The following is a 22149-nucleotide window of genomic DNA, read 5'->3' on the forward strand; positions in this document are numbered from 1 at the left end:
CCGTTCGCCGCACCCGGCACCGACGAGACCGAGCCCGACACCCGCGAGACGGTCGTCGTCGAGGTCGGCGGCAAGCGCCTGGAAGTCTCGCTGCCCGTCCTCCCTGAGCATGCCCCTGGCCCGCGCCGCGGTCGCCGGCGGCGCCAAGCCCAAGCGCACGGCCGCCAAGAAGTCCGGCTCCGCCGCCTCCGGCGACACCCTCGCCTCCCCCATGCAGGGCACCATCGTCAAGGTCGCCGTCGAGGAAGGCCAGCAGGTCGCCGAAGGCGACCTCGTCGTCGTCCTCGAAGCGATGAAGATGGAACAGCCCATCACCGCCCACAAGGCCGGCACGATCGTGGGCCTGACCGCCGGAGCCGGCGCGTCCGTCACCGCCGGGTCCCCGATCTGCGACGTCAAGGAGTAGACCGTGACCGACCTCGTCTGCCCGCCGTCGGGCTTCCCTCCGGTCCCGCCCCTAGGCGCCCCGCCCTTCGCCCCCGTACGCCAGGTCGTCGTGCAGGCCGACGGCGTCCGGCTCTCCGGACTGCACTGCGCTCCCGTCTCCGGGCCGCCCCGCGCCATGGTCGTGGCGCTGCACGGCGCCGGAATGCGCGCCGGGTACTTCCACGGCCCCGCCCACCCCGGCCTCTCCCTGCTCACCCTGGGCGCCGAGCTCGGCTTCTCCGTCCTGGCGCTGGACCGCCCCGGCTACGGCCTGTCCGCCGCCGCCTTCCCCGACGGGCTGTCCCTGCCCGAACAGTCCGCCGTCCTCCGCAGCGCGCTCGACGCCATCCGCCGCCGGTACACGACCGGGGCCGGCGTGTTCCTGCTCGCGCACTCCTTCGGCGGCAAACTGGCCCTCACCCACGCCGCGGAACACCCCGCCGACGGCCTCCTCGGCGTGGACGTCTCGGGTTGCGGCCACCGCTACGCCCCCGGCGCCGAGAAGGCCCTCCGTGGCCGCGACGGCCGCGCGGCCTGGCAGTTCCACTGGGGTCCGCTCCGCCTCTATCCCGCCCGCACCCACACCACCAGCCGCGACCTGGTGACGCCGATGCCCGCACGGGAGACGGCGGACGCCCTGAGCTGGCCCGAAGCCTTCCTGCGGCTCGCCCCGCGCATCCGCGTCCCGGTCCGTCTCACCTTCGCCGAGCACGAACGCTGGTGGTGCCACGACGCACGGGCGGTGGACGAGATACGCGGCGCACTCGCCGGCGCGCCCGTCCAGGTGGAGCGTCAGCCCGACGCCGGCCACAACCTCAGCCTCGGGTGGGCCGCCCGCACGTACCACCTGCGGGCCCTCGACGGTTTCGCCACGCACCTGGCACAGCACTCCCCGCGCACCGCACACGGCGTACCGAACGCCCCGCAGCCCGTCCCGTACCCGTGATCGCGTCCCTGCTTCCTCCCACGGTCCGCGCCGCCGAAGTCCTCGCCGCCCCCGGCCACGCCTCTGGCCTCCCGGGCTCTGCCCTCGGTGCCGAGCAGGAAGACCCCAGCGCCGTCCTGCACCCCGAGGAACTCGCGCACCTCCAGCACGCCGTCGCCAAACGCCGCCGCGAATTCGCCCTGGTCCGGGCCTGCGCCCGCCGTGCCCTGCACGCGCTCGGCGCCCCACCGGCCCCGGTACTGCCCGGGCCGCACGGAGCCCCCCAGTGGCCCGCAGGCATCGTGGGCAGCATGACCCACCGCCAGGGCTACTGCGCAGCCGCCCTGGCGCACAGCGCCGACCTCCTGTCCCTGGGCATCGACGCCGAGCCCAACGAGCCCCTGTCCCCCGCTGTCCTGCGCGCCTTCGCCCTGCCCGAGGAACGCGACAGCCTCCGCCCCTGCCCCCACCACCCCGGTGTGCACCACGACCGTCTCCTCTTCAGCGCGAAGGAGTCGGTCTACAAGGCGTGGTTCCCCCTGACCCACCGCCCGCTACGGCCCCAGCACCTCCAGGTCCGCCTCCACTGCCCTTCCGCAAGGACCGCCTCGTCCACCGGCATCCCACCCCACACAGGCACCTTCCACGCCCGCCCCCTGCCCACGACGGACCCGGTACCCGACGCCCCGGCCCCACCCCGTCTCTTCACCGGCAGCTGGCTGGCACACCACAACCTCATCCTCACCGCAGTCACCGTCCCACACCCCACCACTCCGGCCCCGACGGCCACGAAGCCCTTGTGACGCGCGGGCACTGCGTCGCCGGCACGGGCCCAACCGCTCACAGCGGTAAGGGCGGCAAGAACTGGAACAAACCACAGGCCACCAGCAGCTTGTTGCAACGAGTAAGGGCGCGGCCGAGTCAGCAGCCGCGCCCCCTCGTACCGGAACCGGTAGGCCGGTCAGTCGCGCTGGGTGTTCGCCGGGAGGGCGCGCAGCTTCATCGTCTTGGACTTGGGGGTGCCGAAGCCGTGGTCGAGCAGCTTGGCGGCGTCGGCGTAGCGGTCCTTGCTGTTGAGGACGGTGCCGTAGAGGGTCTTGTCGCCGCGGGTGGCGGCGAAGACCAGGCAGTCGCCGGCCGGGGTGGTGGTGCCGGTCTTGATGCCGATGACGCCGTCGTAGGAGCCGAGCAGCTGGTTGGTGTTGTTCCAGGTGTAGTAGCGGGTGCGGCCGTTGGCCGCGGGTGCCTCACCCTTGTACTGCTTGGTCTTGACGACCGTGCGGAAGGTCTCGTTCCGCATGGCGTGGCGGGCGAGCTCGACCAGCTCCCTGGGGGTGCTGGCGTCGGTGCCCGCCCCGTCGAAGGAGGTGAACTTGGTGTGGTCGAGTCCGAGTTCGCCGGCCTTCTGGTTCATCTGGGCGATGAAGGAGGCGGTGCGCTCGTCGTTGGTGCTGCCGGTGCCGAAGGTGTCGGCGAGGGCGTAGGCGGCGTCCGCGCCGGAGGGCAGCAGGGCGGCGTAGAGCAACTGGCGGACGGTGAGCTTGTCGCCGGTCTGGAGGTCCGCGGTGCTGGAGCCGTGCTGGGTGACGAAGTCCCGGTACTCCTGCTTGACGGGGACCCGCCGCTCCAGGTCGACGCCCTTGGTGTCGAGCACCACGGAGGCGGCCATGATCTTCGCCGTACTGGCGATGGGGCGGACCGTGTCCGCCTCCTTGCCGAAGAGGGACCTGCCGGACGCGCCGTCGACCAGGCTCGCACCCTTGGCCGCGATGACGGGTGCGGTCTGAGTGGGCCGCGGGGTCTGGAAGGTGTGGGCGGCGGGTGCGTTCTGCGTGGGGGGTGTGACCTGAGCGGCCTGCGCGGTCAGGGGGGAGAGGGCGAGCAGGGCGCCGCCTGCGACGGCCGCCACTCGCGAAGTCAGGACTCGGGCAGTCAAGTTGGAACGCTCCATAACTGTCGTGCTGCTGGTCGAACTGTGTTCCCGTGCGGGACGAGCCTGCAGAGGATGCCCTCTACATCCAACTCCATGACCGGGGTTACGTCACCGCCGGGCCGGTCCCTGCCACCGCGCCGGGCGCGCGACTTGCGGAAGTAAGACGGCGGTTTGCCGGATACCGCCGGTCTGTACCGGATTGCCCCTGAGGTGTCGGAGGATTGGGGTTGGGTCCGAATCCGGGGAGGCGTAGGAAGGCGTAGGCAAGGCGTAGGAGTGGCGTCGTGGGGGGCGCTGCGTAGGTCGGGGGCGGTGTCCGCGAAGGGGGCGTCGCGAGGGGGGAGGTCCATGATGCGCGTCGTCCTCGGGGAAGACCTGTTCCTCCTGCGGGAGGGCATGGAGCACCTGCTGACCGCCCACGGCTGCACGGTCGTCGCCTCCGTCGGCAGCGCCCCGGAGCTGTTGCGCGCCCTGCTCGACGAGCGGCCCGACGTGGCCGTCGTGGACGTACGGCTACCGCCGGCCTTCTCGGACGAGGGCATCCAGGTCGCACTGGAGGCCCGCCGCCGCGTCCCCGGCCTGCCCGTCCTGGTCCTCTCGCAGTACGTGGAGCAGTTGTACGCCCGTGAACTGCTCGCGGACGGCGCGGGAGCGGTCGGCTACCTCCTCAAGGACCGGGTGCTCGACAGCCGCCAGTTCCTCGACGCGGTGCGCCGCGTCGCGGGCGGCGGTACGGCCATGGACCCCGCGGTCGTCGAGCGGCTGCTGCGCAACGGGCCGCGCCGCGAGCCGCTGGACCTTCTCACCCGGCGCGAGCTGGAGGTACTGGGTCTGATGGCCGAAGGCAGGTCGAACGCCGCCATCGCCGATGCGCTGTTCGTCACGGGCAAGGCCATCGACAAACACATCAACAGCATCTTCACCAAGCTTCGGCTACTGCCGTCCAAGGACGACAACCGCCGGGTGCAGGCGGTCCTGGCGTATCTGACCTACGTGCATCACGACCATGACGACCACCACGCCCCGGCCCGGCCGGCGGTGGCCGCCGCCGCGGTCACCGCGCGGAAGTAGGGCCAGCACCACTGACTACCTGCGCCGCGCGTCGGACGATGGACGCGTGAGGGACGAGTAAGGGATGCGGGTGCGGATGCGAATCCGTATGCGTACGACGCCGCGCACGCCCCGCACCGGGCGCCCGACCCCGGGCCCCGGGCCGGGCACGCGCACCGACACGGAGACGAGTGAGATGGCCGAAGGTCCAGGTCCGGGCAGCGACGTTCAGGATGTGCGCCAGGGACGCAACTGGTTCACCGCCGGCTGGTCGGCCATGGGGCGCGGCCTGAGCATGTTCTTCCTCGGTGTGCTCGCCGTCGTCCTCGCCTGGGTCGCCCTCGCCGGGATGTCCCTGGTGCTGCTCGGGTTCGGCCTGTTCCTCGTGCCGGGCCTGGTCGCGGCCCTGCGCCGGGCCGCGGGCGCGCAGCGGCGCCTGACCGGGAAGACGGGGGTGCCGATCGCCGAGCCGTACCGGCCCGCGCCCCGTGCGGAGAGCGGCTGGAAGGGTGCTCGGCGCCGCTGCGAAGCGGTCTTCACCGACAGCGCCACCTGGCGCGACGTGCTGTGGGCGCAGTGTGCCGTCACCGTGACGGGCCTCCTCGCGATCGTCCCGTTCGGAATGCTCGCGCACGGCCTGTTCGGGATGGCGCTGCCGTTCGTCTGGGAGCCGGTGACCGGGGCCTGGGACGGCACCTGGTACCTGTTCGTGCCCGTACGCGGCCAGGAGAGCGCCTGGATCGCCGCCGGCCTCGGCTTGGCCGAGATCCCCGTCGGCCTGCTGATCGCCCCGTACGTGCTGCGCCTGCACGCCCGCATCACGCGCTCCCTGCTGGCGCCGACCGCCAAGGCCGAGATGGGCCTGCGGGTGGAGCATCTGGCCCGCACCCGCACCGATGCCGTCGACTCGTCCGCGGCCGAGATCCGCCGCATCGAGCGCGACCTGCACGACGGGGCGCAGGCCCGGCTGCTGGCCATGGGCATGAAGCTGAGCGCCGCCGAATCGCTCCTGGACGAGAACCCCGAGGCCGTCCGTACGCTGCTGGCCGAGACCCGCGACGCCTCCATACGCGCGCTGGAGGAACTGCGCGACCTCGTCCGCGGCATCCACCCTCCGGTACTGGCCGACCGCGGCCTGGTGGACGCCGTCCGCTCACTCGCCCTGGAGAGCCGCCTCCAGGTCCGGGTGACCGCGGACCTGCCGTCCCGTCCGGAGCCTGCTGTGGAGTCCGCCGCCTACTTCGCCGTCTGCGAGCTGCTGACCAACGCCACCAAGCACTCCGGCGCGCAGCGGGTGCTGATCGACATCCAGTACCGCTCCGGCGCGCTCGTCGTAGGCGTCACCGACGACGGCAACGGCGGCGCGGGTCCGGAGCACGGCAGCGGCCTCCAGGGCATCCAGCGGCGGCTGGCCGCCTTCGACGGCACCCTCGGCATCAGCAGTCCGGCGGGCGGCCCGACGATCGTCAGCTTCCAGGTGCCCTGCGCGTTGACGGTCATGTCCTGAGCCTGTGCCCCGCCGGTGTGCCGAGGCGGAGGGAACAGCCGTACGTCACGCGCCTCGGCGCACGTAACCGGCCGTCGGATTCCGGGCACTTGCGACGCCACAGCTCCTTGTCCTTACCTGAGACGTGACCGAACAGGAGACCCTTGTGACCACGCACCGCCCCGCAGTCCGGCCCGGCACCCGCGCCGATGTACCCCGCGTCCTGCGCACGCTGGACCGCGCGTTCGCCGACTACCCCTTCACCCGGCACACCATCGCGGCCGACGACCACGCCGCCCGCCTGCACCGCTTCAACGAACTGTTCGTCACCCGGATCGGGCTGGACCACGGCCGGGTGTGGGTGGCCGACGACGGCGACGCGGTGGCCGTGTGGACCACCCCGGAGACCTCGGCGGCGGGCGATGTCTTCGCCGAGCTGGGCCCACGCTTCGCGGAGATCGCCGGGGACCGTGCCGAAGCGTCCGCGCGGGCCGAGGCCGCCATGAGCGGACACCGGCCCGGCGAACCCGTGTGGTTCCTCGGCTCGGTGGGCGTCCACCCCGGGTGCCAGGGCCGTGGTCTGGGCAGCGCGGTGATCCGCCCGGGACTCGAAGCCGCCGAGGCGGCGGGAGTGCCCGCCTTCCTGGAGACCTCCGACGAACGCAACGTGCGCTTCTACGAACACCTCGGATTCGAGGTCACCGCCGAGTGCTCGCTCCCCGACGGCGGCCCCCGCGCCTGGGCGATGACGCGTAAGACTGGGGCCTGACCGGGAGTTCGCCCTCGCTCGCGGCTGTGCGGCGGCTTTTCAGCGGGCGTTGGAATGCCCGTCGCGGCAAAAACGTTCAGGGGGCATCCACTTGCACCCACCGGAGGCCGCACGCATGCCGCAGACGACGGAACAGCGCGCCGGGGAACCGGCGCCCACCGCCGCGCATCCCCTGCCCGACCCCACCGAAGCAGCCCTTGACGCACCCGACGGGGCCCGGCGGACCGGAAGCGGCGCCGTCGTCCCCGTACTCGCCTTCGCCGGCATCGTCGTCGCCGTCATGCAGACGATGCTCGTACCGGTCATCAAGGACCTGCCGGCCCTCCTGGCCACCGCCCCGGGCAACGCCACCTGGGTGATGACGGCGACGCTGCTCACCGGCGCCGTCGCCACCCCCGTCATGGGCCGGCTCGGTGACCTGTACGGCAAGCGGCGGATGCTGCTGACGAGCTTGGCGTTCATGGTCCTCGGCTCGCTGATCTGCGGCTTTACGGTTGACATGGCCACGATGCTGGTGGGCAGGTCGCTCCAGGGCTTCGCCATGGGCGCCATCCCGCTCGGCATCGGCATCATGCGCGACGAGCTGCCCCGGGAACGCCTCGGCTCGGCCATGGCGCTGATGAGTTCGTCCATCGGCGTCGGCGGCGGCCTCGCGCTGCCCGCCGCGTCCCTGGTCGCCCAGCAGACCGACTGGCACGCGCTGTTCTTCGGCGCCGCGGGACTGGGCGTGCTGGCCATGCTGCTCAGCGTGGCCTTCGTACCCGAGACCTCCGTACGGGCCACCGGCCGGTTCGACGTGCTCGGCGCCATCGGGCTGACCGGTGGCCTCGTCTGCCTGCTGCTGCCGATCACCAAGGGCAGTGACTGGGGCTGGGGTTCGCCCACCACCCTCGGGCTCTTCGGCGGCGCGGTCGCCCTCCTGCTCCTGTGGGGCCTCTACGAACTCCGCGTCGCCGCCCCGCTGGTGGACCTGCGCACCACCGCCCGCCGCGAGGTCCTGCTCACCAACCTCACGTCCATCATGGTCGGTGTCGCCTTCTACGCGATCTCCCTCGTCCTGCCGCAGCTCCTCCAGCTCCCGGCGTCCACCGGGTACGGCCTGGGCCAGTCGATGGTGGTGGCGGGCCTGTGCGTGGCCCCGCTCGGCCTGACGATGATGCTCACCGCCCCCGTGTACGCGCGGATCTCCGCCCGGCGCGGCCCCAAGGCCACCCTCATGCTCGGCATGCTGGTCATCGCCGTCGGGTACGGCGCCGGGCTCGGCCTGATGAGCGCCGCCTGACAGACCGTGATCATCTCGGTGGTCGTCGGCGCGGGCATCGGCCTGGCGTACTCCTCACTGCCCGCCCTGATCGTGGGTGCCGTCGACCCGTCGGAGACCAGCGCCGCCAACGGCCTCAACACCCTGATGCGCTCGATCGGCACGTCCGTGTCGAGCGCCGTCATCGGCATGGTGCTGGCCCGCATGTCCGCCCCGGCGGGGACGGGTTCGGTGCCGACCCTGGCGGGGTTCCGCACCTCGTTCGCCATCGCCACCGGCGCGGTCGCCGTCGGGCTCGTCCTGGCGGCGTTCCTGCCGTCCCAGCGCACGGCGTCCCGCCCGCAGTTGCTGGCGCGCGGCGGGGAGGAGAGCGGGGACTTCGAACTGGTCGCGCCGGGCGGCGGGAAGGGCTACGGGGAGGGCGGCGTCTCGGACGGCGGGCGACGGACGGATCCCGCGGGCGCCACCACGCCCGCGTCGACCCTCGTCACCCCGCCCAGGTCCGGCTCCCACCGCATCCACGGCACCCTGCTCGGAGGCGCCGACGGCACCCCGCTCGACGGCGGACGCGTCGTCCTCACCGACGCGCACGGCGCGGTCGTGGCCACCACGACGGCCGATGCGCAGGGCGGTTGGGAACTGACCGGGCTCCCGCCCGGGAACGTCACCCTGGTACTGAGCGCCGCGGGTCACCGCCCGCTCGCACGCTCGCTCATGTCTCCCGGCACACCCGCACGTCAGGATGCCCGGCTCTACCCGGCGGCCGCGGTCCGCGGCACCGTACGGGACCCGCACGGACGTCCGCTGCCGGACGCCGCCGTCACTCTTCAGGATCAGGGCGGTGCACCCGCCGTCCACACCGTGACCGGTCCGGACGGCACCTTCGCCTTCACCGGTCTCGCTGGCGGCGCCTACACGCTGACGGCCGCCGGCTGCCCGCCGCACGCCCAGCGGGTCACGCTCGCCGCCGGTGACCGGGAACGCCGCCTCGATCTCGACCTCACCCACGAGGCTGCCAGGAGGCCGCTTCCGTAAGCCGGTCGGGGCCGGAGGGGCTGCTGCCGGTATCCGGTGCGTCCGTTGTCACCTGCGCCGTACGGCTCCGGGGCCCAGCGGCTCCAGGACTCACTGGCGCCAGGACTCACGGGCTCACGCGGTTGCGGCTCAGGCCCGCGCCCGGTACGGATCGGGCCCGCGCTCGGCACGGCCCGGAACGCCCGGCTCGGAACGCCCGGCTCGGCCCGCGCGTACTCCGTACGGCTCAGGCCGGGCAGAGGACGCGCTCGGGCCGACGGGCGGCGGGCACCGCGCCGCGGGGCGACGGCACCGCGGCGGCACGGGCCGGCGGCGCGCCCACGGGAGCGCTGTAGGGGGCCGGGTGCGACGCCGCGTACGGGGCGTCGAAGGCGTCGGCCTGCACGCAACGGGAGCTGGGTGCCGCGCCGTGCGCCTCGGCACGGATGCGCTGCTTCATCGTCGGCGGCAGGGTCCGCCCGTACATCGTCCGGGACGTGGCGAACAGTGGCGCGGTGCCCGGGTACCCGAAGTCGGGCTCGGCGTGCGGGCTTCGGGCCGCGTCCGGTGCCGGGCGCGACGCCGCGTGCGTCCTGCTGCCGGGCGGCGCGGTCGCCTCCCTCGCCCCGGGCGCGCGCCCGGCCCCGTCGGCGGCGGGCGCGGCGGCCGTGCCGCGCGTCTCCCCCTCGGCGGGGGCGGGGATCGTGGCGAAGGCCACGGAGGAGGCCGCGGCGGGGGTGCGGAACCCCAGTGCGGCGAGGAACTTGACGATGACGACGAGGAAGGCGGTCCAGAGTTTCGTGACCTTGGTGGCGGCCATGATCCCTCTCTTCTCTGCTCGGTCCTGCGGTGGTTCCGGGCCGTCGGGCTGCGCCGCGGTGCGGCGGTGGCACAGCGCCGGTGAGACGCTTGTCCCGATGACCGATTTGCGTACTTTCCTCATGATGTGTAGACGCCGCCGGAACACGAGCACCGGCCGCCGCGATTCGCCGTTCTTCGGATGAACACCACCCGGTCGGCCGAACCCGGCTCGCGCCGCCCCATCGCCCCGTGCCCACCGCGCCGCGCCCGCTTCCCTCTCCGCGCCCTCCGTTGGGGTGGCAGCGGCCGAGGCGCCGTGTGGTGGTCACCCGGCATTCACCGTGGGCTGGTGGGCTTCGCAGCGTCGGCATCCGGCCGGCGTACGAAGAGGAGAGCTCATGCGAAGACTGCGCCTGTCCCGCCGCAGCGTCATCACCGGTGCCGCCGTGGTGCTCGCCACCGCCGCGGCCGTACCCGCGGGAGCCGTCGCGTTCGGGTCAGCGGACCAGGCGGAGCGGGCGGTCCGGGGCGGAGCGGCGAAGAACGTCATCCTGCTGATCGGCGACGGGATGGGCGACAGCGAGATCACCCTCGCCCGGGACTACACCGTGGGGGCCGCGGGGCGGCTGAACATGGACAAGTTCCCGATGACCGGCACGTACACCACGTACGCCGTCGACAAGCGGAAGAAGCCGGACTACGTCACCGACTCCGCGGCCAGCGGCAGCGGCTGGGCCACCGGCCACAAGACGGTCAACGGCCGGATCTCCAAGACGCCGGACACCGACAAGGCGCTGCCGACGATCCTGGAGCTGGCGCAGAAGAACGGTTACGCCACCGGCTCCGTCACCACCGCCGAGCTGACCGACGCCACCCCGGCCGTGCTCGCCTCGCACGCCACCGACCGTAGCTGCCAGGGCCCGGCCGACATGGCCAAGTGCCCCACCGACAGGATCAGCAAGGGCGGCCCCGGCTCGATCGCCGAGCAGAGCGTCAACCACAAGGTGGACGTGCTCCTCGGCGGCGGCAAGCAGCGCTTCGACCAGAAGATCACCGAAGGCCCGTACAAGGGTCTGACGGTGGCCGAGCAGGCCCGCAAGCTGGGCTACCAGGTCGTCACCGACCGCGACGCGCTCAAGCGGGTCGAGAGCGTCGCGCACGGCAAGCCGGTGCTCGGCCTCTTCGCGCCGGGCAACGTGCCCGTGGAGTGGACCGGCAAGCCCGCCGCCGTCGGCGGCACCGACCCGCAGCGCTGCACCACCGGCAACCCGCAGCGGTCCAAGGGCACGCCCGCCCTGGACGAGCAGGCGGCCAAGGCGATCCAGTTGCTGGAGAAGAAGCAGCGGGCGCAGCGCGGCCACGGCCGGGACAAGGGCTTCTTCCTCCAGGTCGAGGGTGCCTCGATCGACAAGCAGGACCACGCGGCCGACCCCTGCGGGCAGATCGGCGAGACCGCGGCGTTCGACCGCGCGGTGAAGGTGGCGCGGGACTACGCCGCCAAGCACCCCGACACCCTCGTCGTCACCACCGCCGACCACGGCCACTCCAGCCAGATCGTGCCGCTGGACGCCAACCCGCCCGGCCTCTCCTCGACGCTCGTCACCGACGAGGGCGGCAAGCTGAAGGTCAACTACTCGACGAACACGCCGGGCAAGTCGCAGGAGCACACCGGTACGCAGGTCCGGATCGCCGCGCAGGGTCCGCAGGCGTACCGCGTCCTCGGTGTCACCGACCAGACGCAGCTCTTCAGCACCCTTCGCACCGCGCTGCGGCTGCGCTGACGGGCAGACAGCGGGCCGAGGCCACCTGAATCTCCCGGGGGGCTGCACGGGGAACGGGGGAGCGGGGGAATGCGGAGGGCCGGGGCCGATGCCCCGGCCCTCCGCACGTTCAGGGCCGTACCGGTCCGCACCCCCACCCTGGCGCGCCAGAATCTACAAGGCTGTAGATTTTGCTTGCGCATTACTCGACCAGCAGTGATGCGCGGCACCACGCGGGAACGACAAGGAGATCCACATGGCTCTGTGGGACCGGATCAAGGATTCCGCCCAGACGATGCAGACCCAGCTCGTCGCGAAGAAGAACGAACTGAAGAGCGGCGCCTTCCGGGACGCGAGCATGGCGATGTGCGCGCTCGTCGCCGCCGCCGACGGACACGTCGACCCCTCCGAACGGCAGCGGGTGGCCCAGCTCATCGCCACCAACGAGGTGCTGCAGAACTTCGCCGCCGACGATCTGCGCCGCCGCTTCGACACCTACCTGGACAAGCTGACCGCCGACTTCGACTTCGGCAAGGTCGGCCTCATGCAGGAGATCGGCAAGGTGAAGAAGAAGCCGGTCGAGGCGCGCGCCGTCATCCAGATCGGCATCGTCATCGGCGGCGCCGACGGCGACTTCGACAAGACCGAGCAGGCCGTCGTGCGCGAGGTCTGCTACGCGCTGGACATCCCGCCGGCCGAGTTCGACCTCTGACCGGACCGCGTCGTACGACGGGCGGGCCCGCGGCACATGCGCCGCGGGCCCGCCGTCGTACCGCTCCCGTCCGGGCCCGGGTCAGACGTTGACGCCGAAGTCCGCCGCGATGCCGGCCAGTCCGGACGCGTAGCCCTGGCCGACGGCGCGGAACTTCCACTCCGTGCCGTGCCGGTACAGCTCGCCGAAGACCATGGCGGTCTCGGTGGAGGCGTCCTCGGTCAGGTCGTAGCGGGCCAGCTCGGCGCCGTCCGCCTGGTTGACGACGCGGATGAACGCGTTGCGGACCTGGCCGAAGCTCTGGCCGCGGGACTGCGCGTCGTGGATGGACACCGGGAAGACGATCTTGGAGACCTCGGCGGGCACGCCCGCCAGGTTCACGTTGACGGACTCGTCGTCGCCCTCGCCCTCACCGGTCAGGTTGTCGCCGGTGTGCTGGACCGAGCCGTCCGGGCTGGTGAGGTTGTTGTAGAAGACGAAGTGCCGGTCCGAGACGACCTTGCCCGACTCGTTGCACAGCAGGGCGCTCGCGTCGAGGTCGTAGTCGGCACCGGTGGTCGTACGGACGTCCCAGCCGAGGCCCACCGTCACGGCGGTCAGGCCGGGCGCCTCCTTCGACAGCGAGACGTTGCCGCCCTTGGCCAGCGAGACTCCCATGGATGTTCCTCCCGGGTCGGGGTGTGGCCTCCCCTGTGCGGCGGGCCACAAAATCTACAGTGCTGTAGAAGATGACGAACGGGGAGCGGGACGCGTTCCCGCGCTGCTCAGTAGGATGCGGCGACGCCCCCGCCGCGCGGGGCATGCGGTACGAACGGGAGGCGACGGCGATGAACGGGGACCCCTCCGACGGCCGTACGGGCAGGTTCGGCGGCCATACGGGCGGACCCGGCGGCCGTACGGACGGATGCGACGCCCACCCGGACGGCCGCGACCGCGCGCGCCGCCGGGGCCAGGGCGAGCTGGAGGCGCAGGTGCTCGCCGCGCTGCACCAGGCGCCCGGCGCGGCCACCGCCGCCTGGGTGCAGGACCACCTCGGCGGCGACCTCGCGTACACGACGGTGATGACGATCCTCTCCCGTCTGCACGCCAAGAAGGCCGTCACCCGTGAACGCGCCGGCCGCTCCTACGTGTGGACCCCGGCCGCCGACGAGGCCGGGCTCGCCGCGCTGCGGATGCGCCGCGTCCTGGACAGCGAGTCCGACCGGGACGCCGTCCTGGCCAGCTTCGTCTCGGCGCTCTCCGCCCAGGACGAACAGTTGCTGCGCACCCTGCTGGAGCGCGCCACCGGCGAGGACCCCGGCCACGACGCCACCGGGCCCGGACCCGGACCCGGCCCGGACCGTCCCCCGCACGGAGACTGAACTGACCCATGGGCGTCTTCGTCTTCCTCCCGCTCGTCCTGCCGCTGACCGCGCTGCCGATCGCCCGCCTCGCCGGGCAGCATCTGCACCCGCGCAGCACCACCCGCCTGCTGACCGCCCTGTCCGTGGTCCTCGGCGTGTGCAGCACGTTGTGCCTGGGGCTGCTGATGGTGGTGGGCACCGCCCAGCTCCCCGGCAACCCGCTGCCCGACGGATGGTCCGACCCGGAGGTGCGCGCGGCGGTGCCGTTCGCCGAGGTGGCCGGTACGGCGGCGATCGCCGCGCTCGCCGCCGTCCTGACGGCCGGCGGTACCGAACTGCGCCGCCACTACCGCGTCCGCTCCCGTACGCACCGCGCGCTGGACGGCCTGCCGTCCGCCACGGAACTGGCGGTCCTGCCCGACGACTCCCCGTACGCCTACGCCGTCCCCGGCCTGCCCGCGCGCCCGGGCAGACCCGCGCGGGCCGGCCGGATCGCGGTCTCCCGCGGCATGCTGCGCAGCCTGGACAGCGACGAGCGCCGCGCCCTCCTCGCCCACGAGCGAGCCCACCTGACGGAGCGCCACCACCGCTTCCAGCTCGCCGTACGGCTGGCGGGCTGTGCGAATCCGCTGCTGCGGCCGCTGCGTACGGCGGTCGCCTTCAGCGCCGAGCGCTGGGCCGACGAGGAAGCGGCGCGGGCCGTGGGCGACCGGCGGCTGACCGCGCGGGCCGTCGGCAAGGCCGCGCTCGTCTCCCGGCCCACGCCAGGGCCCGCGCTGGCGGGCTTCGCCACCCCGGAACCGGGCCCCGTACCGCGCCGGGTGGCGGCCCTCCTGGGCCCGGTGCCCCCGGCCCGCAGTTGGCCGCCGGCTCTCACCCCGGCGGGCCTCGCCGCCCTGGTCGCGGCCGCCGGCACCGCCGCTTCGGCGCTCTCCGCACTGAACGCGGCGGTCGCCCTCTTCCTCGTCCTCAAGGCGGCCACCCCGCTCTGACGCCCCGTCCACCGGCCTCCGCCGACCCGTCCCACCCCCCTTTCCGCCCCACCCCTGTGTGATTCGCCCCACACCCACTCTCTTCTACAGTCCTGTAGAGCCGGACTGTAGAGTGCGCCGGAACATGCGCAACCGACGTGGTGGCAGGGGGAGATGACGACGAAGTCCGGGCCCTCGCCGGGAGGCGGTCCCCCTCCGGAGGCGGAGGTGCAGTGGGTCTACCAGCCGGTGGAGCTGCAACACCCCGACGGCGGGTGGGAATTGGGCCGCATCACCGCCTGGTGGCGGGACGGGGCAGGCGAACTGTGGTGCAGGTTGCGTACGATGCGCGGCAGCGGCGGCAGTTGCCCGCAGTGGTTTCCGTACGACCCCGACCGGATTCTCGTTCTGCCGAGCGCGGGCATCTGACGCACCAGAAGGACCATAGAGCGTGCAAGACAGGCACCGGCCCCGGCGGGGCGCACCCTCCGGCCAGACCGGCACTTCCGTCACCTCCGGCCCCGCGGGCCGGAGCGGCTCCTCGGGCCGCACCGGCCCCGCCGGGGGCTCCCGCCGGGCCGCCCGTGCGGGCTCCGGCGGCTCCCGCCGGGCCGCCGGCTCCGGCCGCGGGCGCAGGCCCGGCAAGGCCCGGATGACCCGGCGCGGGCGCATCCTCGCCTGGACCGGTGGCATCATCGGCGTCCTGCTGCTGATCACGGCCGGGGTGGGCGGCTGGGTCTACTTCAAGCTGGACGGCAACATCCACGGCGCGGACGTCGGCAGCCGGCTCGGCGGCGACCGCCCCGCCAACCTCAGCCCCGGCTCCAAGAACATCCTCGTCGTCGGGTCGGACAGCCGTGCGGGCGCCAACGCCAAGTACGGCAAGAACCTGGAGACGATGCAGTCGGACACCCTGATGGTGCTGCACATCGCCGCCAACCGGGAGTGGGCCACCGCCGTCTCCTTCCCGCGGGACTCCTGGGTGTCCATCCCGTCCTGCGACAGCGGCAACGGCCGGAAGTCCAAGCCCCACCACTTCAAGATCAACGAAGCGTTCACCATCGGCGGCGAGAGCGGTGACGTCGCCAACGCGGCGGCCTGCACCATCAAGACCGTCGAGAAGAACACCGGGCTGCGCATCGACCACTTCGTCTCGGTCGACTTCCAGGGCTTCAAGGGCATGGTCAACGCCCTGGGGGGCATAAAGGTCTGCCCGAAGACCGCGATCCACGACAAGAAGGCCCACCTGGACATGGAGGCGGGCTGCCAGAACGTCCAGGACGAGAAGGCGCTCGGTTACGTCCGTACCCGCTACAGCGTCGGCGACGGCTCCGACCTCGGCCGGATCGGCCGCCAGCAGGAATTCATGAAGGCGCTCGGCGAGAAGGCGCAGTCCAAGCTGACCAGCCCCGGCGCGCTGTACGACTTCCTCGACTCGGCCACCAAGTCGATCACCACCGACAACGAGCTGGCGGGCGTCAAACCGCTGTCCGAGCTGGCCTCCACGGTCAAGGACATCCCCAGCGACCGGCTCACGTTCCTGACCGTGCCGAACTATCCGCGCGAGGCGGACGTGCCCACCGACAAGGCGAACGTGGTGTGGCAGTACCCGCAGGCCGGCGGCCTCTTCAGCGACCTGGCGCACGACAAGGAGGTCGACAAGGACAAGCTGGCCGCCGAAGGCAAGAAGCTCGTCACGGCGCGCTCGGTGAAGGTACGGGTCCTCAACGGCACGGGGAGGACCGGCTACGCGGCCGAGGTGGCGGCGGCCCTGCGCAAGATGGGCTTCACGGTCGTCTCCACCGACAACGCGCCCCCCGGCACCAGCGAGACGGCCATCACCTACCCCGCGTCGCTGGACGCGCAGGCCAAGGTCCTCTCCGCCCGGCTCGCGGGCGTCAAGACGGAGAAGTCGGCGGACGCGACGGCCGCCGGTCCTGGCGTGGTGACACTGACGGTCGGGGAAGGGTTCAGCACGACGGGCTGACGGCTCCGGGGGGCGGCACGACGGGCCGGCCCCTCTGCGACGTACGTCAGCGTCGCGCAGACGCCGGAGCGCCGGGCGGGCTGAGTGGTCAGCCCGCCCGGCGCTCCGGCGTCAGTCCGTGTCCGGGAACCCGTCAGCTCTTCTCCTCCAGGTCGCCCTCGGTCTCCAGGAACGCCTCCCGGAGCGCCGTCAGCGTCTCCTTGTCCGGCTCGGCCCACATGCCGCGCGACTCCGCCTCCAGGAGGCGTTCCGCGATGCCGTGCAGGGCCCAGGGGTTGGCCTCCTGGAGGAACGCGCGGTTCTCCGGGTCCAGGACGTACGTCTGGGCGAGCTTGTCGTACATCCAGTCGGCGACGACGCCGGTCGTGGCGTCGTACCCGAACAGGTAGTCGACGGTCGCGGCCAGCTCGAAGGCGCCCTTGTAGCCGTGGCGGCGCATCGCCTCGATCCAGCGCGGGTTGACCACGCGGGCGCGAAAGACCCGGGAGGTCTCCTCGACCAGCGTGCGGGTGCGGACCGTCTCCGGGCGCGTCGAGTCGCCGATGTACGCCTCGGGCGCGGTGCCCTTGAGCGCGCGCACCGTCGCGACCATGCCGCCGTGGTACTGGAAGTAGTCGTCCGAGTCGGCGATGTCGTGCTCGCGGGTGTCGGTGTTCTTCGCCGCCACCGCGATCCGCTTGTACGCGGTCTCCATCTCCTCGCGCGCCGGGCAGCCCTCCAGGCCGCGCCCGTACGCGTAACCGCCCCACACCGTGTAGACCTCGGCGAGGTCCGCGTCGGTGCGCCAGTCGCGGGAGTCGATGAGCTGGAGCAGACCCGCGCCGTACGTGCCGGGGCGGGAGCCGAAGATACGGGTGGTGGCGCGGCGCTCGTCGCCGTGCGCGGCCAGGTCGGCCTGGGCGTGCGCGCGCACGTAGTTGACGTCGGCGGGCTCGTCCAGGGACGCGGCGAGCCGTACGGCGTCGTCCAGCAGGCCGATGACGTGCGGGAACGCGTCGCGGAAGAAGCCGGAGATGCGCAGCGTCACATCGACGCGCGGGCGGCCCAGTTCGTCTGCCGGGATCGGCTCCAGGCCGGTCACCCGGCGCGAGGCGTCGTCCCACACGGGCCGGATGCCGAGCAGGGCGAGCGCTTCGGCGACGTCGTCACCGGAGGTGCGCATCGCGCTCGTACCCCACAGGGACAGGCCCACCGAGGTCGGCCAGTCGCCGTGGTCGGTGCGGTAACGCTCCAGGAGGCTGTCGGCGAGGGCCTGGCCGGTCTCCCAGGCCAGCTTGCTGGGTACCGCCTTGGGGTCGACCGAGTAGAAGTTGCGGCCGGTCGGCAGCACGTTGACCAGGCCGCGCAGCGGCGAGCCGGACGGGCCCGCCGGGACGAAGCCGCCGGCCAGCGCGTGCACGGCGTGGTCGATCTCGTCGGTGGTCGCGGCCAGACGCGGCACGACCTCGCGGGCGGCGAAGGCGAGGATCGCCGCCACCGGCTCGCGCTGGTCACCGGGCAGCTCGGCGGTGACCCGCTCGACGGCCGCCGGGTCCCAGTCCGCGTCGTCCATGGCCTGCACCAGGCCGCGGGCCTGCTCCTCGACCGCGTCGGCGGTCGTCCGGGTCGCCGCCGACTCGTCCAGGCCCAGCGCCTCGCGCAGGCCAGGCAGCGAGGACGTGCCGCCCCAGATCTGGCGGGCGCGCAGGATGGCGAGGACGAGGTTGACGCGTGCCTCGCCCGCCGGCGCGCCGCCGAGGACGTGCAGCCCGTCGCGGATCTGCGCGTCCTTGACCTCGCACAGCCAGCCGTCGACGTGCAGCAGGAAGTCGTCGAAGCCCTCGTCGTCCGGGCGCTCCTCCAGGCCGAGGTCGTGGTGGAGCTTGGCGGCCTGGATCAGCGTCCAGATCTGGGCGCGGATGGCGGGCAGCTTGGCCGGGTCCATGGCGGAGATCGCCGCGTACTCGTCCAGCAACTGCTCCAGGCGCGCGATGTCGCCGTACGACTCGGCGCGGGCCATCGGCGGCACCAGGTGGTCGACGAGGGTGGCGTGCACCCGGCGCTTGGCCTGGGTGCCCTCGCCCGGGTCGTTGACCAGGAACGGGTAGATCAGCGGCAGGTCGCCGAGGGCCGCGTCCGGGCCACAGGCGGCGGACAGGCCGGCGTTCTTGCCGGGCAGCCACTCCAGGTTGCCGTGCTTGCCGAGGTGGACCATGGCGTCGGCGCCGAAGCCGCCGTCCTCCTGGGAGGCGGCGATCCAGCGGTACGCGGCCAGGTAGTGGTGCGAGGGCGGCAGATCGGGGTCGTGGTAGATCGCGATCGGGTTCTCGCCGAAGCCGCGCGGCGGCTGGATGAGGATGAGCAGATTGCCGCGGCGCAGCGCCGCCAGCACGATGTCGCCGTCCGGGTTCCGGCTCCGGTCCACGAACATCTCGCCGGGCGGCGGGCCCCAGTGCTCCTCGACCTGCTCGCGCAGTTCCTTCGGCAGCGTGCCGTACCAGCGCTTGTAGTCGGCGGCGGGGATGCGGACGGGGTTGCGGGCGAGCTGCTCCTCGGTGAGCCATTCCTGGTCGTGGCCGCCGGCCTCGATCAGCGCGTAGATCAGCTCGTCGCCGTCACCGGACTCCAGGCCGGGCACGGGCTCGTCCCCGTAGTCGTAGCCCTCTTCGCGGAGGCGCCGCAGCAGCGCCACCGCGCTCGCCGGGGTGTCCAGGCCGACCGCGTTGCCGATGCGGGAGTGCTTGGTCGGGTACGCGGACAGCACCAGCGCCAGGCGCTTGTCGGCCGGGGCGACGTGGCGCAGCCGGGCGTGGCGTACGGCGATGCCGGCGACCCGGGCGGCGCGCTCGGGGTCGGCGACGTACACCGGCAGGCCGTCCTCGTCGGTCTCCTTGAAGGAGAACGGGACGGTGATCAGCCGGCCGTCGAACTCCGGCACCGCGATCTGGCTGGCGGCGTCCAGCGGCGACAGACCCTCGTCGTTCTCCTCCCAGGCGCTGCGCGGCCCGGTCAGGCACAGGGCCTGGAGGATCGGCACGTCCAGCGCGGCCAGCGCGCCCGCGTCCCAGGACTCGTCGTCACCGCCGGCCGACGCCTCGGCGGGCTTGGTGCCGCCCGCCGCCAGCACGGTCGTCACGATGGCGTCGGCGGCCCGCAGCTCCTCGATCAGCTCCGGCTCGGGCGCCCGCAGCGAGGCGACGAACAGCGGCATCGGGCGGCCGCCGGCCTCCTCGATCCGCTCGCACAGCGACTCTATGAAGCCGGTGTTGCCGCTCATGTGGTGCGCGCGGTAGTAGAGCACGGCGACCAGCGGGCCGGTCGCGGCGCCCGTGTCGTCCGTACGGGCCACGACCTCCGCGCCGGTACGCGCCTCGGCCGCCAGGTGCTTCGAGCGCTCCAGGTGGCCCCAGGAGGGCGCGGCGGCCGGCGGCTCGAAGCCGTGGCCGGTCAGCAGCACGGTGTCGGACAGGAAGCGGGCGAGCTGCTCCAGGTTGGCGGGGCCGCCGTGCGCCAGGTAGGCGTGCGCCTCGGCCGCGATGCCGATGGGGACGGTGGACGCCTCCATGAGCTGCGCGTCCGGCGCCTGTTCGCCGGTGAGCACCACGACGGGCCGGGTCCGGCCGGCGGCGAGGAGCTGGTCCAGGCCCTCCTGCCAGGCGCGCAGACCGCCGAGGAGGCGGACGACGACCAGGTCGGCGCCGTCCAGGAGCGCGGGCAGCTCGGCGAGGTCGAGACGGGCGGGGTTGGCGAGCCGGTACGGCACGGGACCGGCGGCCGCACGGGCGCTGAGCAGGTCGGTGTCGGACGTCGACAGCAGCAGGATCATTGCGGCGTCTGGCCTTCCTCGGGGTCCGCGCCCCGGGCGGTGTCACGGACGGCGGGAGTTCCTGGCTCGCCCCGCGGTGGCCGGGCTCACAGTGGCGGGACCGCGCCGGGTTTCCACCGGGCTTCCTCCCTTGGCGCCGTCGCTGGCGTCCGATGGGCCAGCTGACCCACCGACCTGCATAGTAGAGGCTGTGATCGAACGGCGGGCAGCAGACCGTACAGACCATCGTCGGTATGCTCGCCGCCATGCCGCCCACCCCCGCGATACCCCCGCACCGGGACGAATCCCTCGTACGGGACAGCGGTGCCGCCTGCGCACAGGACCGTGGCGACGCCGTACCGCCCCGCGGGGACGCCGTACGGGGCCGTGCGGACACCCGGGGACCGGAGCACGCGGACGCCCGCGTACCGGCCCGTGAAGACGCCCTCGCGCAGGACAGCGGACCCGCCCGCACCCAGGACCGGGGCACCGCCCGCGTACGGGGCCGTGAAGACCCCCTCGTACGGGACCGCGGGGACGCCTGCCCCGGAGCGCTGCGGCTGCACTCCGCCGCCGACGGCTCCCTGGCCCGACTCCGTCTCCCTGCCGGGCTCCTGACCCCCGCTCAGGCACGCGCCCTCGCCGACGCCGCCGACCGCCTCGGCGACGGCCACCTCTCCCTCACCTCCCGCGGCAACGTGGAGCTGCGCGGCCTGGGCGACGGCTGCGCCGCGCCGCTCGCTGACCTGCTGCGCGCTGCCGGCCTCCTCCCCTCCGACCAGCACGAACGCATCCGCAACATCGTCGCCTCGCCGCTCGCGGGCCTGGACGGGCAGGGCGCCGACGGCGGCGCCGCCGTCCAGGAGTGGGCCCGTGAGCTGGACCGCCTGCTGTGCGCGAGCGACACGGCCCCCGCCCTCTCCGGCCGCTTCCTCTTCGCGCTGGACGACGGCCGCGGCGACGTGGCCGCGCTCGGCGGCGATGTGACGTTGGTCGCAGAACCCGGTGGCACGGCGCTGCTGCGCGTCGGCGACGACTCCGCGGCCCTGCGCCTCCCCGGCAGTGAGGCCACCCGCGCGGCCCGCACCGCCGCAGAAGTCTTTCTCTCCGTGGCCCACGAGGCCGGCAACGGCTCCTGGCGGGTCCGCGAACTCCCGCCGGGGCACGACGCCGCCGCCGTACGCGCCCTGCTCCGTACCCGCCTCCCGCAGCCGTACGAGACGACCGCGGCCCCCGCGCCCACCGCGCCCCGCCCGCCCCGTCCCGGCATCTTCACCGCCCCCGACGGCACCCGGGCCGCCCTCTCCCTCCTCGCCCCCCTCGGCCGCCTCACCACCGCCCAGCTACGGCGGCTGGCGGACGTGGCGGCCCAGGACGGCCACGGCGAACTCCGTATGACACCCTGGCGCGGCGTGGTCCTGCCCGGCCTCTCCCCCGAGGCGGCCGGCCCCCGGCTGCGCGCACTGGCCACGGCCGGCCTGGTCACCGACCCGGCCTCCCCCTGGTACGGACTCGGCGCCTGCACCGGCCGCCCCGGCTGCGCCAAGTCCCTGTCCGACGTACGGACGGACGCCGTGACCGGCCTGCGTACGGACGGCACCGGCGGCCCGCCCGGGGACGGCACCGGCGCACGCCGGGAAGACACCGGCCCGCGCGAGGACGGCACCGCCCCGCACCGGACAGGCGGCACCGGCCTCCTGCCCGTCCACTGGTCGGGCTGCGCACGCCGCTGCGGCCACCCGCACGGCGCGTGGGTCGATGTCGTCGCCACCGGCGACGCCTACGAGGTGTCCGTACGGGGCACCCGGCACGCGGCGCCCGCCACGGCCACCGTCCCCCTGACCGAACCCGGCCGCCTCGCCGACGCCGTCGCGTCGGCCCGCGCGGCCGGCCGCACCACGCCATGACGGCCCCCCGCACACCTGAC

General features: G+C 73.4%; 16 protein-coding genes, 2 pseudogenes and 1 riboswitch. Of the genes and pseudogenes, 14 read left to right on the forward strand and 4 right to left on the reverse strand.

The window, feature by feature from the left end; genetic code table 11:
- The 3 genes and pseudogenes from ACZ4QV_RS18155 to ACZ4QV_RS18165 all read left to right on the forward strand — a co-directional run.
- Positions 1 to 406: pseudogene (locus ACZ4QV_RS18155) on the forward strand (biotin/lipoyl-containing protein); the annotation flags it as partial.
- Between the two features lie 3 nt (positions 407 to 409).
- Positions 410 to 1372: an alpha/beta hydrolase gene (locus ACZ4QV_RS18160; protein WP_361160095.1), complete on the forward strand. Its 963-nt coding sequence runs from the start codon at positions 410 to 412 to the stop codon at positions 1370 to 1372.
- Positions 1369 to 2154 carry a 4'-phosphopantetheinyl transferase family protein gene (locus ACZ4QV_RS18165; protein WP_467763113.1) on the forward strand — a complete coding sequence of 262 codons (786 nt, stop codon included), beginning with the start codon at positions 1369 to 1371 and terminating at the stop codon, positions 2152 to 2154. Before ACZ4QV_RS18160 ends, ACZ4QV_RS18165 begins: the two co-directional genes overlap by 4 nt.
- 158 nt (positions 2155 to 2312) lie before the next feature.
- On the opposite strand, the gene ACZ4QV_RS18170 is transcribed toward ACZ4QV_RS18165, so the two are convergent.
- The gene (locus ACZ4QV_RS18170) at positions 2313 to 3302 is read right to left on the reverse strand and encodes a D-alanyl-D-alanine carboxypeptidase family protein (RefSeq protein ID WP_467763114.1); all 990 of its coding nucleotides are present in this window, start codon (positions 3300 to 3302) and stop codon (positions 2313 to 2315) included.
- A gap of 333 nt (positions 3303 to 3635) precedes the next feature.
- On the opposite strand from ACZ4QV_RS18170, the gene ACZ4QV_RS18175 reads away from it, so the two are divergent.
- From ACZ4QV_RS18175 to ACZ4QV_RS18190, 4 genes and pseudogenes are all read left to right on the forward strand, one after another.
- Positions 3636 to 4355, forward strand: a complete 720-nt coding sequence (locus ACZ4QV_RS18175; protein WP_361581295.1) for a response regulator transcription factor — start codon at positions 3636 to 3638, stop codon at positions 4353 to 4355.
- A gap of 175 nt (positions 4356 to 4530) precedes the next feature.
- Positions 4531 to 5841, forward strand: coding sequence for a sensor histidine kinase (locus ACZ4QV_RS18180; protein WP_361581075.1), 1311 nt, complete (start codon positions 4531 to 4533; stop codon positions 5839 to 5841).
- A 145-nt stretch (positions 5842 to 5986) separates the two neighbouring features.
- On the forward strand, positions 5987 to 6589 hold the full coding sequence (locus ACZ4QV_RS18185) for a GNAT family N-acetyltransferase (protein ID WP_361581072.1): 603 nt from the start codon (positions 5987 to 5989) through the stop codon (positions 6587 to 6589).
- A gap of 115 nt (positions 6590 to 6704) precedes the next feature.
- A pseudogene (locus tag ACZ4QV_RS18190) lies at positions 6705 to 8885 on the forward strand (MFS transporter).
- Between the two features lie 226 nt (positions 8886 to 9111).
- Here ACZ4QV_RS18190 and ACZ4QV_RS18195 read toward each other — a convergent pair.
- Positions 9112 to 9684, reverse strand: a complete 573-nt coding sequence (locus ACZ4QV_RS18195; protein WP_361581069.1) for a DUF6344 domain-containing protein — start codon at positions 9682 to 9684, stop codon at positions 9112 to 9114.
- A gap of 379 nt (positions 9685 to 10063) precedes the next feature.
- Between ACZ4QV_RS18195 and ACZ4QV_RS18200 the strand changes: the two genes are divergently transcribed.
- Entirely contained in the window at positions 10064 to 11446 is a 1383-nt protein-coding gene (locus ACZ4QV_RS18200; RefSeq protein ID WP_361160080.1) for an alkaline phosphatase, read from the forward strand.
- 235 nt (positions 11447 to 11681) lie between these two features.
- Positions 11682 to 12137 carry a tellurite resistance TerB family protein gene (locus ACZ4QV_RS18205; RefSeq protein WP_031005144.1) on the forward strand — a complete coding sequence of 152 codons (456 nt, stop codon included), beginning with the start codon at positions 11682 to 11684 and terminating at the stop codon, positions 12135 to 12137.
- 81 nt (positions 12138 to 12218) lie between these two features.
- Here ACZ4QV_RS18205 and ACZ4QV_RS18210 read toward each other — a convergent pair whose 3' ends face one another.
- Entirely contained in the window at positions 12219 to 12794 is a 576-nt protein-coding gene (locus ACZ4QV_RS18210; RefSeq protein ID WP_073765654.1) for a TerD family protein, read from the reverse strand.
- 170 nt (positions 12795 to 12964) lie between these two features.
- On the opposite strand from ACZ4QV_RS18210, the gene ACZ4QV_RS18215 reads away from it, so the two are divergent.
- The 4 genes from ACZ4QV_RS18215 (at position 12965) to ACZ4QV_RS18230 (ending at position 16438) form a co-directional block, all read left to right on the forward strand.
- Entirely contained in the window at positions 12965 to 13498 is a 534-nt protein-coding gene (locus tag ACZ4QV_RS18215; RefSeq protein ID WP_467763115.1) for a BlaI/MecI/CopY family transcriptional regulator, read from the forward strand.
- Between the two features lie 8 nt (positions 13499 to 13506).
- Positions 13507 to 14472 carry a M56 family metallopeptidase gene (locus ACZ4QV_RS18220; protein ID WP_361160078.1) on the forward strand — a complete coding sequence of 322 codons (966 nt, stop codon included), beginning with the start codon at positions 13507 to 13509 and terminating at the stop codon, positions 14470 to 14472.
- Positions 14473 to 14625: 153 nt separating this feature from the next.
- Positions 14626 to 14880, forward strand: a complete 255-nt coding sequence (locus ACZ4QV_RS18225; RefSeq protein WP_361581064.1) for a hypothetical protein — start codon at positions 14626 to 14628, stop codon at positions 14878 to 14880.
- 223 nt (positions 14881 to 15103) lie between these two features.
- Entirely contained in the window at positions 15104 to 16438 is a 1335-nt protein-coding gene (locus ACZ4QV_RS18230; RefSeq protein WP_361160109.1) for an LCP family protein, read from the forward strand.
- A 133-nt stretch (positions 16439 to 16571) separates the two neighbouring features.
- Here ACZ4QV_RS18230 and cobN read toward each other — a convergent pair whose 3' ends face one another.
- The gene (cobN, locus tag ACZ4QV_RS18235) at positions 16572 to 20243 is read right to left on the reverse strand and encodes a cobaltochelatase subunit CobN (RefSeq protein WP_361160072.1); all 3672 of its coding nucleotides are present in this window, start codon (positions 20241 to 20243) and stop codon (positions 16572 to 16574) included.
- Positions 20244 to 20298: 55 nt separating this feature from the next.
- Positions 20299 to 20371: riboswitch (cobalamin riboswitch) on the reverse strand.
- Positions 20372 to 20488: 117 nt separating this feature from the next.
- On the opposite strand from cobN, the gene cobG reads away from it, so the two are divergent.
- The gene (cobG, locus tag ACZ4QV_RS18240; protein WP_361639983.1) at positions 20489 to 22129 is read left to right on the forward strand and encodes a precorrin-3B synthase; all 1641 of its coding nucleotides are present in this window, start codon (positions 20489 to 20491) and stop codon (positions 22127 to 22129) included.
- Positions 22130 to 22149 lie beyond the last annotated feature (20 nt).

The sequence above is a fragment of the Streptomyces sp. NPDC026394 genome (assembly GCF_055567735.1).

What these genes read in the sequence shown, in the direction of transcription:
- cobN (WP_361160072.1), bottom strand. Translation starts at nt 20,243, where the DNA reads ATGATCCTGCTGCTGTCGACGTCCGACACCGACCTGCTCAGCGCCCGT.
- cobG (WP_361639983.1), top strand. Translation starts at nt 20,489, where the DNA reads ATGCCGCCCACCCCCGCGATACCCCCGCACCGGGACGAATCCCTCGTA.
- ACZ4QV_RS18175 (WP_361581295.1), top strand. Translation starts at nt 3,636, where the DNA reads ATGCGCGTCGTCCTCGGGGAAGACCTGTTCCTCCTGCGGGAGGGCATG.
- ACZ4QV_RS18180 (WP_361581075.1), top strand. Translation starts at nt 4,531, where the DNA reads ATGGCCGAAGGTCCAGGTCCGGGCAGCGACGTTCAGGATGTGCGCCAG.
- ACZ4QV_RS18220 (WP_361160078.1), top strand. Translation starts at nt 13,507, where the DNA reads ATGGGCGTCTTCGTCTTCCTCCCGCTCGTCCTGCCGCTGACCGCGCTG.
- ACZ4QV_RS18210 (WP_073765654.1), bottom strand. Translation starts at nt 12,794, where the DNA reads ATGGGAGTCTCGCTGGCCAAGGGCGGCAACGTCTCGCTGTCGAAGGAG.
- ACZ4QV_RS18225 (WP_361581064.1), top strand. Translation starts at nt 14,626, where the DNA reads ATGACGACGAAGTCCGGGCCCTCGCCGGGAGGCGGTCCCCCTCCGGAG.
- ACZ4QV_RS18205 (WP_031005144.1), top strand. Translation starts at nt 11,682, where the DNA reads ATGGCTCTGTGGGACCGGATCAAGGATTCCGCCCAGACGATGCAGACC.
- ACZ4QV_RS18200 (WP_361160080.1), top strand. Translation starts at nt 10,064, where the DNA reads ATGCGAAGACTGCGCCTGTCCCGCCGCAGCGTCATCACCGGTGCCGCC.
- ACZ4QV_RS18215 (WP_467763115.1), top strand. Translation starts at nt 12,965, where the DNA reads ATGAACGGGGACCCCTCCGACGGCCGTACGGGCAGGTTCGGCGGCCAT.
- ACZ4QV_RS18170 (WP_467763114.1), bottom strand. Translation starts at nt 3,302, where the DNA reads ATGGAGCGTTCCAACTTGACTGCCCGAGTCCTGACTTCGCGAGTGGCG.
- ACZ4QV_RS18195 (WP_361581069.1), bottom strand. Translation starts at nt 9,684, where the DNA reads ATGGCCGCCACCAAGGTCACGAAACTCTGGACCGCCTTCCTCGTCGTC.
- ACZ4QV_RS18230 (WP_361160109.1), top strand. Translation starts at nt 15,104, where the DNA reads ATGACCCGGCGCGGGCGCATCCTCGCCTGGACCGGTGGCATCATCGGC.